The 12,179-nt window shown below is 25.4% G+C and carries 17 protein-coding genes; 16 read left to right on the forward strand and 1 reads right to left on the reverse strand.

The features are described from left to right. The first annotated feature begins 23 nt into the window (after positions 1 to 23). From AACK93_RS01690 to AACK93_RS01765, 16 genes are all read left to right on the forward strand, one after another. Positions 24 to 356 (forward strand): hypothetical protein, encoded by a 333-nt coding sequence (locus AACK93_RS01690; RefSeq protein WP_339024862.1) that lies wholly within the window; start codon positions 24 to 26, stop codon positions 354 to 356. Between the two features lie 24 nt (positions 357 to 380). Further along, a complete protein-coding gene (locus tag AACK93_RS01695) occupies positions 381 to 1,370 on the forward strand; it encodes a hypothetical protein (protein WP_339024863.1) in 990 nt (329 codons plus the stop codon). 6 nt (positions 1,371 to 1,376) lie between these two features. After that, the gene (locus tag AACK93_RS01700; RefSeq protein WP_339024865.1) at positions 1,377 to 1,658 is read left to right on the forward strand and encodes a hypothetical protein; all 282 of its coding nucleotides are present in this window, start codon (positions 1,377 to 1,379) and stop codon (positions 1,656 to 1,658) included. Positions 1,659 to 1,660: 2 nt separating this feature from the next. Further along, positions 1,661 to 1,909 carry a hypothetical protein gene (locus AACK93_RS01705; RefSeq protein WP_215826579.1) on the forward strand — a complete coding sequence of 83 codons (249 nt, stop codon included), beginning with the start codon at positions 1,661 to 1,663 and terminating at the stop codon, positions 1,907 to 1,909. Between the two features lie 109 nt (positions 1,910 to 2,018). Continuing rightward, the gene (locus tag AACK93_RS01710; protein WP_339024867.1) at positions 2,019 to 2,534 is read left to right on the forward strand and encodes a hypothetical protein; all 516 of its coding nucleotides are present in this window, start codon (positions 2,019 to 2,021) and stop codon (positions 2,532 to 2,534) included. Positions 2,535 to 2,821: 287 nt separating this feature from the next. After that, positions 2,822 to 3,355, forward strand: coding sequence for a hypothetical protein (locus AACK93_RS01715; protein WP_339024868.1), 534 nt, complete (start codon positions 2,822 to 2,824; stop codon positions 3,353 to 3,355). A 52-nt stretch (positions 3,356 to 3,407) separates the two neighbouring features. Beyond that, positions 3,408 to 4,688, forward strand: a complete 1,281-nt coding sequence (locus AACK93_RS01720; protein ID WP_339024869.1) for a hypothetical protein — start codon at positions 3,408 to 3,410, stop codon at positions 4,686 to 4,688. Positions 4,689 to 5,149: 461 nt separating this feature from the next. Then, positions 5,150 to 5,293 carry a hypothetical protein gene (locus tag AACK93_RS01725; RefSeq protein WP_339024870.1) on the forward strand — a complete coding sequence of 48 codons (144 nt, stop codon included), beginning with the start codon at positions 5,150 to 5,152 and terminating at the stop codon, positions 5,291 to 5,293. A 2-nt stretch (positions 5,294 to 5,295) separates the two neighbouring features. Beyond that, positions 5,296 to 5,544, forward strand: a complete 249-nt coding sequence (locus tag AACK93_RS01730; protein ID WP_215826579.1) for a hypothetical protein — start codon at positions 5,296 to 5,298, stop codon at positions 5,542 to 5,544. A 109-nt stretch (positions 5,545 to 5,653) separates the two neighbouring features. Next, on the forward strand, positions 5,654 to 6,169 hold the full coding sequence (locus AACK93_RS01735; protein WP_339024867.1) for a hypothetical protein: 516 nt from the start codon (positions 5,654 to 5,656) through the stop codon (positions 6,167 to 6,169). Positions 6,170 to 6,434: 265 nt separating this feature from the next. Beyond that, a complete protein-coding gene (locus AACK93_RS01740; protein ID WP_339024871.1) occupies positions 6,435 to 6,989 on the forward strand; it encodes a hypothetical protein in 555 nt (184 codons plus the stop codon). A gap of 52 nt (positions 6,990 to 7,041) precedes the next feature. Next, positions 7,042 to 8,322, forward strand: coding sequence for a hypothetical protein (locus tag AACK93_RS01745; RefSeq protein ID WP_339024869.1), 1,281 nt, complete (start codon positions 7,042 to 7,044; stop codon positions 8,320 to 8,322). 461 nt (positions 8,323 to 8,783) lie between these two features. Beyond that, positions 8,784 to 8,927, forward strand: a complete 144-nt coding sequence (locus AACK93_RS01750; RefSeq protein ID WP_339024870.1) for a hypothetical protein — start codon at positions 8,784 to 8,786, stop codon at positions 8,925 to 8,927. Positions 8,928 to 8,929: 2 nt separating this feature from the next. Next, entirely contained in the window at positions 8,930 to 9,169 is a 240-nt protein-coding gene (locus AACK93_RS01755) for a hypothetical protein (protein WP_339024872.1), read from the forward strand. A 32-nt stretch (positions 9,170 to 9,201) separates the two neighbouring features. Further along, a complete protein-coding gene (locus AACK93_RS01760; protein WP_339024873.1) occupies positions 9,202 to 9,519 on the forward strand; it encodes a hypothetical protein in 318 nt (105 codons plus the stop codon). Between the two features lie 344 nt (positions 9,520 to 9,863). Then, complete coding sequence (locus AACK93_RS01765; RefSeq protein ID WP_339024874.1) at positions 9,864 to 10,169, forward strand: hypothetical protein; 306 nt, start codon at positions 9,864 to 9,866, stop codon at positions 10,167 to 10,169. 583 nt (positions 10,170 to 10,752) lie between these two features. On the opposite strand, the gene AACK93_RS01770 is transcribed toward AACK93_RS01765, so the two are convergent. Then, complete coding sequence (locus AACK93_RS01770) at positions 10,753 to 11,793, reverse strand: hypothetical protein (protein WP_339024875.1); 1,041 nt, start codon at positions 11,791 to 11,793, stop codon at positions 10,753 to 10,755. Positions 11,794 to 12,179 lie beyond the last annotated feature (386 nt).

The following is a 12,179-nucleotide window of genomic DNA, read 5'->3' on the forward strand; positions in this document are numbered from 1 at the left end:
ATTAATTAGGAAAAAATACAATAGTGTTAAGGTTAACCGTGGTTTTAACAAATTTAAGAAAAACTTTGAATATAAATGATGAATGTTTTAAAGAGAAAGGAGGTGATTATATGATTGGAACTTTCTTGGCCGATGTACCAGCAACAGCAGAAAAAATAACAGCTAGTGATGCGATGACTAAATTATGAAATGCAATTATGACAGCGTTTACTAAAATGTGAGATATTATTGCTGTTAATATGCCACAAGTCGGTAACTTCTTTGCTGACTACTGAATCTTCATTTTTCCATTTATTTTGGCAATATTCTTTATTTGCTTTAAAATGTTTGAAAAATTACTTGGAGCAGTCCGCTAACAAAAAAATAAAGTGAGGTGCAAGATGAAATTTTGCAAATGAATAATAGAAAAAAATAATCATTTTATTGAATTAAATCGCACCTCATTTTTAATTTTATGACATTGCGGAGCAATTTGATATATTTACAACGGTTATTTTAAAAACATTGTAAGCTATTTATTTTTAGCAGGTTGTATTTTAATTTTTCTTTTTAAAATCGGTAATTTAACACAAATTAACAAAGTTATTAATTTCTTAAAAAACTCACCATTAAATATTGTTATTGGTTCATTAGGAACTGGAAAAACTGCTTTTCTAGTATACGCATCAAAATTATTAAAAAAGAAGAAATATCACATCGCATCAACCTTTCCAATACTAGAAACCCAAAAATTAAGTTTAGGACATATGGGATTGTTAGACTTTGATTATCCGGTATTACCAGACAAAACCTTACTGTTATGAGATGAAACCAATTTATTTTTAGAAGGAACGGATTGAGAAAAAAATAATACTAAAAACGAAGAAACGGGTATTCAAGAATATTTTGCTTTGGCACGCCATTTCGGTCATATTGTGTTAGCTAGCGGTCAAAGAGATAAACATATTTGAGTTAAAGTTCGTGATATTGCCAATAATGTGATTGTGGGCATTCGTAAAAAACCCGTTAATATTTTTCGTCCCTACTTAAAAGTCATTTATGGTACGTTTACGAGCATTGAAGAATATGAACGCTGACGAAACACCTTAATTGATGCTAAAAATAGTAAAAAGGGTCGTGGTCGTCGCATTAAATATCGCGATATTCCTGAACTTGATATTTATTTTTTTAAACTAAAAATTCCTTTACCGATATTAAACACTTACAATTCTTTTTACCTAGCGTTTTTAAGAGATTACTTAAATGCAAAAGTGAATCCTGACTATGAAGACAAATACTATAATGACACAGCAATTGATTTAGAAGACTTGGAATATTTAAAAATGGATAAATTTAGCAAATTTTTAAGAAAAATGAAAGAAAAGGAATAATAAAAAATGGAAAATCTTGCGAAAACGGCCGACCTTCTCGCCCAAATGCTTTATAAAGTTTTTGATTTAATTTGAGTACCAGGAACGAATATTCAACTAATATTTCCTTTATTCTTAACGCTGGCTGTAGAATTTCTTATGGCAATTATTCTTGGATTTGGTAGTGGTGGTCAACAAGTTAATTTAGAAAAACAACGCCAATATGCGGTTAAAAATAAGGGGCGTTTAAGTGCGTGAGGAAAAGCTAAAAAACAAATAAAACCAATAAAAACAAAACAAGGTAACTAAAAATGTTTAAACTAATTATTATTTTTATCTTAATAACTGTTCTTGGATTATTGGCTGGTAGTCATTTTGAAACTTTAACGAATTATATTAGCGAAGGGCTTGCCAATTTCCAAAAGTTTATTACTAGCAATTTAACAATTTTAGAACTATTTAAACCAATGGCACGAACATTTTCGCAACACCCAATTTTTACGATTCTTGGTGTAACTTGTGTACTTATTGCCTTATTTATTGTAATTAAAGGTAGGTAAAAAAATGGAAAAATGAACTAAAAAACAAGAATTAGAAACAGAGAATGACAAATTAAAAATTGCTAATGTCATATTAGAAAATAGTGTTAATATTCTTAAATAAATAATAATGGAAAAAAATAAAGAAATTTTAGAATTAGAAAAGTGAAATACTATTCATATTAATCAAAAATCAGACTTAATAATTAAAAACCAAAAATTAAAAATTTTTAAACACGAAAGGAGAATTAAAATGAAAAAACTTTTAGGAAAATTATTTAAAAAAGATAATTCAAAAGAAAAAACACCATTAAGATTAAGAATTAAAAATTCTTTTAAAAAGCAGTGGTTAAAAATAGTATTAAGTATCATTTTCATCTTTATAAGTTTATTAATTTGCGCATTAACAGCAATGGATACTAAATGAATAACTGGAACAAGTAACGAATTTAATGATTTTATGAATAAACAGATGGTTGAATTCTTTGGCAAGTTCAATAGTGGTATTATGCTAGCAGGAATATTTGTTTTTTGATGAGGCGGCGCAATATATTTTGCAATTAAATTTGAAAAATTAATCCGCTTGATTATTCAAAAAATCAAAGCAAAAAGAGCCTTGAAAAATGAAATCAAACAAGCTCATTAATTCTTTAAAAAAATATTGATGGAGAATCTTACCTTACATTTTTATGATTACTATCTTTTTCATTCCATTTTTAAAATTGGAAATTAATGATTTGAAATTATTATATGAAAAATTTGAAGCATTAATTTCACTTATGATACTAGGATATTTAGATATATGCATTACAATAGCGGTAATTATAAATTGTAGCATTGAGTGGCTTATTAAAAAAATTAAAGAAAAAAGAACAATGAAAAATAAAATATTTTAAAGAGGAGTGATAAAAATGTTTATGGAAAATATTTACCGTGTTAATTATTGGTTTCAATAACATTTTTGCCATTCTCCAAAACATTAACAATGACGAAATAACAACACAATCACTAATTAGAAACAAAAGACAAAACAATCAAGTGTCTGAAATTAACTTAACAAAAGCAGAATTTACAATATGAAAAAATGAAACTCCTTATAAACCTGCATCGGCGTGAAAAACAGAATTACAATTTTTATTAAATGATATAGAGAAGCAATCAGGAATAAAACCCATAAATCCTGTAGAAGAATTATGGAATAATAAAGGACGAATTCAAAGTTATATAAATCAAAATCAAGTTAATATTATTAAAAAACTTAACGAATTACAAATAAATACAAAATGAACAGAAGTTGAAAAAGAACAAAAACAAAATATTAAAATAAAAAATATTAAAATAAAATTTGAGTATCAAAAAGATACTTTTGCCGGTGTAAAATGAAACTGGTGAAAAATTCTAGAACTTGATGCACAATTGAAAGCCAAACCTACGACTGATATTGATTTACCAGAAACAACCCACTAACTTTGATGGCAACCACAACTATAACGATGTCATTGAGAACCTTGACTATTTAATGATTCATCGTGGTGGTGATTTTGACAAATTTAATTACTCTTATCTTTATTGAACACCAGTATTTAATTTTATTGACACCTTAGAAAAAGGTTACTATAAAGAATTCACAATTAAAAACCACGGCTTTAAAAATGAAAGCTATTTTTATCATAAGACTTCTAGTAGTGAAGATGAAATTAATAAGAATATTTTAAAAATTAAAGCTTTTAATAAAACCTTAATCGCAGGTAATAACTATTTGCAATTACTACACGGTGAAACCGAAATCTGAAAATATGATACCAAAAGTACTAACGATTATTACCTAATTAAGTATCTTTTTGGTACCTTAAATTACCTCAATGTTAGATTTAGTTTTTTGCGCTATGACCCCGATTTAAAAAATGATATTTACTTATATTTTAAAAATAACATTCCTAGTATTAACGACAGCGATTACAAAAATGTTTTTGATGAAATCTATGAAATTCTCGGCAATTTCTTTGCTAGTTTATTTTATGCGACTTTTGATATGGACGAAAAAACTCATACTGAAATTGATTTTAATGGTATAGAAAACTATAAGAAGGATTACTTTATTCAAATCGGTTTCTTTTATCGTTCATTAATTACCTTTTATCCCAAAAAATACTTAGTAAATATTATAGGAAACTCAGAATTATTACTAAGAAGTTATTTCTTTACTTTTGACAAAAAAATGCACCAAGATAATTACAATGCTATTAACAACACCAATAGTATTTATCAAATTGATTTTAATGTCCTTAAATCTTATGATAATAAACTGATTACCTTGCCAACCAACAAAACCGCTAACAGTATTAATTATCTCAATACCGATATTGATATTCGTTATGGTATTAATATTTTTACCTTAACTTTTCCGCTTTATCACAAAGGTAATATCTCTAACTACAATTTTAAAATTTATGACTTTAATGTCTTAAATTCAACAGCCTTTATCCCTGATGGTTTAAATAACAGTGAATGAGACGATTTAATTCCGCCGGCAAATTGCAAATATTCCGGACGATGAATACCAACTTTTAATGATATTGGATGTGCCATTCAGAATGCTGGTATCAAAATGATAAACTGAATACTCACCGCCTCACAAATCATCACGATTTTGCGACCGTTAGCAATTATTGCAAAAGCAACAGTTAACTTTTCAACTGCTATTTTTCCAATTTTTAAAACGGTACCAGCTTTTTACTATACCTTTCAATTTTTAATCGGTTTTGCCAGATCGTGTTTATTTTTCTTAGGTATTTTTTAAAAAAGAAAAAATAATCATTTACTATAAATTATTTCAATATTCAAATTAAGTATATATTTCTTATGTATGATTTTTGTTGTAAAAATTTATTTTAATGTTGTTTTTATAAGCGTTTTCCTTAGTTTTTATAACCTTTTATTAAGATTTTGTTTGTTAATGTTAAATATTTTGTTTTATTACTTATTTTTTAAATAAAATGATAATTAAATTGTGATTGTTTTTCTTTCAAAATTATTTAAATCTTTACCTGCCTAACAAAAATTTATGCGTCCAACTGATAATATTAAACCAATCTCAGGGCAGGGGCAATTACGATTGGTGATAATGTTACGATTGGTTATTTTAAACAGTTTTATAATTTTCTTGAATTATACTTTGACTTAATTTGAAGTTTAGAAGTACCAGGAACGAAAATTCAATTAATATTTCTTTTATTCTTAACACTGGCTATAGAATTTCTTATGGCAATTATTCTTGGATTTGGTAGTCAACAAGTTAATTTGAAAAAACAACGCCAATACGCGGTTAAAAATAAGGGGCGTTTAAGTGCATGAGGAAAAGCTAAAAAACAAATAAAACCAATAAAAACAAAACAAGGTAACTAAAAATGTTTAAACTAATTATTATTTTTATCTTAATAACTGTTCTTGGATTATTGGCTGGTAGTCATTTTGAAACTTTAACGAATTATATTAGCGAAGGGCTTGCCAATTTCCAAAAGTTTATTACTAGCAATTTAACAATTTTAGAACTATTTAAACCAATGGCACGAACATTTTCGCAACACCCAATTTTTACGATTCTTGGTGTAACTTGTGTACTTATTGCCTTATTTATTGTAATTAAAGGTAGGTAAAAAAATGGAAAAATGAACTAAAAAACAAGAATTAGAAACAGAGAATGACAAATTAAAAATTGCTAATGTCATATTAGAAAATAGTGTTAATATTCTTAAATAAATAATAATGGAAAAAAATAAAGAAATTTTAGAATTAGAAAAGTGAAATACTATTCATATTAATCAAAAATCAGACTTAATAATTAAAAACCAAAAATTAAAAATTTTTAAACACGAAAGGAGAATTAAAATGAAAAAACTTTTAGGAAAATTATTTAAAAAAGATAATTCAAAAGAAAAAACACCATTAAGATTAAGAATTAAAAATTCTTTTAAAAAGCAGTGGTTAAAAATAGTATTAAGTATCATTTTCATCTTTATAAGTTTATTAATTTGCGCATTAACAGCAATGGATACTAAATGAATAACTGGAACAAGTAACGAATTTAATGATTTTATGAATAAACAGATGGTTGAATTCTTTGGCAAGTTCAATAGTGGTATTATGCTAGCAGGAATATTTGTTTTTTGATGAGGCGGCGCAATATATTTTGCAATTAAATTTGAAAAATTAATCCGCTTGATTATTCAAAAAATCAAAGCAAAAAGAGCCTTGAAAAATGAAATCAAACAAGCTCATTAATTCTTTAAAAAAATATTGATGGAGAATCTTACCTTACATTTTTATGATTACTATCTTTTTCATTCCATTTTTAAAATTGGAAATTAATGATTTGAAATTATTATATGAAAAATTTGAAGCATTAATTTCACTTATGATACTAGGATATTTAGATATATGCATTACAATAGCGGTAATTATAAATTGTAGCATTGAGTGACTTATTAAAAAAATTAAAGAAAAAAGAACAACGAAAAATAAAATATTTTAAAAAGGAGTGATAAAAATGTTTATGAAAATATTTACCATGATAATTATTAGTTTCAATAACATTTTTACCATTCTCCAAAACATTAACAATGACGAAATAACAACACAATCACTAATTAGAAACAAAAGACAAAACAATCAAGTGTCTGAAATTAACTTAACAAAAGCAGAATTTACAATATGAAAAAATGAAACTCCTTATAAACCTGCATCGGCGTGAAAAACAGAATTACAATTTTTATTAAATGATATAGAGAAGCAATCAGGAATAAAACCCATAAATCCTGTAGAAGAATTATGGAATAATAAAGGACGAATTCAAAGTTATATAAATCAAAATCAAGTTAATATTATTAAAAAACTTAACGAATTACAAATAAATACAAAATGAACAGAAGTTGAAAAAGAACAAAAACAAAATATTAAAATAAAAAATATTAAAATAAAATTTGAGTATCAAAAAGATACTTTTGCCGGTGTAAAATGAAACTGGTGAAAAATTCTAGAACTTGATGCACAATTGAAAGCCAAACCTACGACTGATATTGATTTACCAGAAACAACCCACTAACTTTGATGGCAACCACAACTATAACGATGTCATTGAGAACCTTGACTATTTAATGATTCATCGTGGTGGTGATTTTGACAAATTTAATTACTCTTATCTTTATTGAACACCAGTATTTAATTTTATTGACACCTTAGAAAAAGGTTACTATAAAGAATTCACAATTAAAAACCACGGCTTTAAAAATGAAAGCTATTTTTATCATAAGACTTCTAGTAGTGAAGATGAAATTAATAAGAATATTTTAAAAATTAAAGCTTTTAATAAAACCTTAATCGCAGGTAATAACTATTTGCAATTACTACACGGTGAAACCGAAATCTGAAAATATGATACCAAAAGTACTAACGATTATTACCTAATTAAGTATCTTTTTGGTACCTTAAATTACCTCAATGTTAGATTTAGTTTTTTGCGCTATGACCCCGATTTAAAAAATGATATTTACTTATATTTTAAAAATAACATTCCTAGTATTAACGACAGCGATTACAAAAATGTTTTTGATGAAATCTATGAAATTCTCGGCAATTTCTTTGCTAGTTTATTTTATGCGACTTTTGATATGGACGAAAAAACTCATACTGAAATTGATTTTAATGGTATAGAAAACTATAAGAAGGATTACTTTATTCAAATCGGTTTCTTTTATCGTTCATTAATTACCTTTTATCCCAAAAAATACTTAGTAAATATTATAGGAAACTCAGAATTATTACTAAGAAGTTATTTCTTTACTTTTGACAAAAAAATGCACCAAGATAATTACAATGCTATTAACAACACCAATAGTATTTATCAAATTGATTTTAATGTCCTTAAATCTTATGATAATAAACTGATTACCTTGCCAACCAACAAAACCGCTAACAGTATTAATTATCTCAATACCGATATTGATATTCGTTATGGTATTAATATTTTTACCTTAACTTTTCCGCTTTATCACAAAGGTAATATCTCTAACTACAATTTTAAAATTTATGACTTTAATGTCTTAAATTCAACAGCCTTTATCCCTGATGGTTTAAATAACAGTGAATGAGACGATTTAATTCCGCCGGCAAATTGCAAATATTCCGGACGATGAATACCAACTTTTAATGATATTGGATGTGCCATTCAGAATGCTGGTATCAAAATGATAAACTGAATACTCACCGCCTCACAAATCATCACGATTTTGCGACCGTTAGCAATTATTGCAAAAGCAACAGTTAACTTTTCAACTGCTATTTTTCCAATTTTTAAAACGGTACCAGCTTTTTACTATACCTTTCAATTTTTAATCGGTTTTGCTAGATCGTGTTTATTTTTCTTAGGTATTTTTTAAAAAAGAAAAAATAATCATTTACTATAAATTATTTCAATATTCAAATTAAGTATATATTTCTTATGTATGATTTTTGTTGTAAAAATTTATTTTAATGTTGTTTTTATAAGCGTTTTCCTTAGTTTTTATAACCTTTTATTAAGATTTTGTTTGTTAATGTTAAATATTTTGTTTTATTACTTATTTTTTAAATAAAATGATAATTAAATTGTGATTGTTTTTCTTTCAAAATTATTTAAATCTTTACCTGCCTAACAAAAATTTATGCGTCCAACTGATAATATTAAACCAATCTCAGGGCAGGGGCAATTACGATTGGTGATAATGTTACGATTGGTTATTTTAAACAGTTTTATAATTTTCTTGAATTATACTTTGACTTAATTTGAAGTTTAGAAGTACCAGGAACGAAAATTCAATTAATATTTCTTTTATTCTTAACACTGGCTATAGAATTTCTTATGGCAATTATTCTTGGATTTGGTAGTCAACAAGTTAATTTGAAAAAACAACGCCAATACGCGGTTAAAAATAAGGGGCGTTTAAGTGCATGAGGAAAAGCTAAAAAACAAATAAAACCAATAAAAACAAAACAAGGTAACTAACAATGTTTAAACTAATTATTATTTTTATCTTAATAACCGTTTTTGGGTTATTAGCTGGTAGTCATTTTGAAACTTTAACAAACTATGTTAGCGAAGGGCTTGCCAATTTCCAAAAGTTTATTACTAGCAATTTAACAATTTTAGATTTGTTTAAACCGATGGCTCGAACATTTTCGCCAACACCCAATCTTTACCATTCTGGGTGTCACTTGTATACTTATTGCCTTATTTATTGTGATTAAAGGACGATAAAAAATATAAAAGGAGAATTAAAATGAAAAAACTTTTAGGAAAATTATTTAAAAAAGATAATTCAAAAGAAAAAATGCCATTAAAATTAAGAATTAAAAATTCTTTTAAAAAGCAGTGGTTAAAAGTAGTATTAAGTATCATTTTCATCTTTATAAGCTTATTACTTTGTGCATTAACAGTAATCGATACTAAATGAATAACTGGAACAAGTAACGAATTTAATGATTTTATGAATAAACAGATGGTTAAATTCTTTAGCAAGTTCAATAGCGGTATTATGCTAGCAGGAATATTTGTTTTTTGATGAGACGGAGCAATATATTTTGCAATTAAATTTTAAAAATTAATTCGCTTTATTATTCAAAAAATTAAAGCAAAAAGAACTTTGAAAAATGAAATCAAACAAACTCATTAATTCTTTAAAAAAATATTGATGGAGAATTTTACCTTACATTTTTATGATTACTATCTTTTTCATTCCATTTTTAAAATTGGAAATTAATGATTTGAAATTATTATATGAAAAATTTGAAGTATTAATTTCACTTATGATATTAGGGTATTTAGATATATGTATGACAGACAATAGCTGTAATTATAAATTGTGTTATTGAGTGACTTATTAAAAAAATTAAAGAAAAAAGAACAGTGAAAAATAAAATATTTTAAAAAGGAGTGATAAAAATGTTTATGAAAATATTTACCGTGTTAATTATTGATTTCAATAACATTTTTACCATTCCCCCAAAAATTAACAATGACAAAACAACAACACAATTAATTAGAAATAAAAGACAAAGTAATAAAGTTTATAATTTTGAAATCAAGGGCTTAAAAAAAGTAAAATTTCTTATTTTAAAAAATAACAATCAACTTTTTGTAGTTAACATAGATAAAAAAGATAATATCAATTTAAATGAAAAGCCACCAGAAATAAAAGATTTAGACACTTTTACTTTTTGATTTACAAAAGAATTTGAAAATAGTTAAAGTAAACAAAAAAAATTAAACAACTAATAACTACACACAGACAAAAAATGCCTGACACTCACCATAATATTCCTTATAAAGGAGTTAACAGACCGCCAGACCGCATGAAGTTTGAATAATTGATAAAAAAATAACAATTAAAGCACAAGATACAGAGTTAGATGATTTTAAAGTTAATAACATCATAGACTACATATTACAAGAAACAAATGATTTTGAAATCGAAATTGAAAATCATTAATAACTAAAAAAATGGGTCTGTACAATTAACTGTACCTCTAAGAATTAACTTAGATTTACTCTGTCTTTAAATTTTACTTCTAAAAAATAATCAGCAACTTTATCAAGTGTATCAAGGGGATTTTGCTTTTTTTCTATTTCTTTGGAAAGTTCAGAATAAAATTATCAAGACAAAAAATTTTGGGCGGGCCTTTTCTATGACCGTAATTACTTTAAACAACTTTTTAATTTTTTCTCTTATCTATAAATTAATAAAAATCAGTAATTAATTAAAATTACTGGTTGGAATATTTTTCTTGTTTTTACAATAAATTAAGCTATTTGTTTTAGTTGTTAAAAATTATTAAATTGAATAAAAATTAAAAGTTGGCTTGGGGTTACTTTCACTTGTTCTTGATATTATTGCTTTGCCATTAAAAGCTACACTATTATCTTCATTAATAGTAATAGTAATTTCACTAGGCAATAAACGATATTTTTTTAATATTTGCATTGCCTCTGTAATTGATAAGGTGATTGTTTGTTCTTCGTTATTATCATCAATTATTTTAGCAGTAATTGTTCCGTTAATTTTTTGTTTTAAATCTAAATTAGTTTTAATTGAAAGTAATCTGATTACATATTGGGCTGTAAGGCGTTGCTTTGGTTCCGCTGATAACTCTTGTTTTGGTGAATGTAACAAATCACGATTTAAAATTAATTCTTGCTCTTGTTTATTTGTGTTTGATAAATTAAAATCCTGTGATAATGTATTTTTAATTTCAGAAGCTTTTTTATTTGAACTTGTAAAATCAGTTAATTTATTTTCATCGTCAATATTTAAATTTCACCCCCCCTTATCTATATTTTTTGAATTATTTATGTTTAATCCTGTTGTAATTTGAAATAAATATTTTGCCTTAGCTTCATAACTACATGATGGTATTTTAATTTTTTGTATATTTGAAGAGATATTAGGAAAATTAACTGGTTCAAAACAAACAGCTTTTTCATCGATTGATTTTAACGAATCTGAAGCACTGGTTACTTCAATCGTGGAAAACATTAAGTTATCAATATTAATATCTTTTATTTCTTTAAAAATTAAATTTTGTTTTTTATCTCGAAACTTAAAAAATATTACTTTTTTAATCAACTTATTTAAATTAACTTTTTTATTTGGTTTATTATTTGTTTTATAATTAATTTTTATTTCATTAAAATATTTGTTACTATCTTTCTTTGTTTTAATTATAACTGAAATATTGTTTTTTTCTTTAATTTCTAATTGTGATATATCTAAATCAGGATTTAAATAATTTAATTCATTTAATATTGCCTTATCAGAATTATCATTAATTTTTCCTAAATTTGAATTTAAATAATATTCACTATATTCATACACATTATGATCTCACGAACCAAAATATATTTTATTATTTAAAGTAACTCCACTAGAAAAAACTGCAGCATTTGTTCTAATAACAATTTTTTGTTGATTTGTGGCCGGATCATACTCATAAATATTATGATCTGTTGAACCAAAATATAATTTATTATTAAAAACTATACCACCAGAAAAAATATAACCATTTGTTCTAATAACAATTTTTTTGTTCTATTTATTTTATTATTTTGGTTATTACTCCGTTTTTATCTTTTATTTATATTATCTATTTTATTTTGTATTGGATAAGGACTATTGGCAACGCCCCCCCTGCTATTCCGCCACTTGCCATTGTTATTGTTCCTAAAATTTCTAATAATTTTTTCATTTATTAAATCCTTTTC

The organism is Spiroplasma endosymbiont of Agriotes lineatus (assembly GCF_964019485.1).
Classification (GTDB): Bacteria; Bacillota_I; Bacilli_A; order Mycoplasmatales; family Nriv7; genus Nriv7.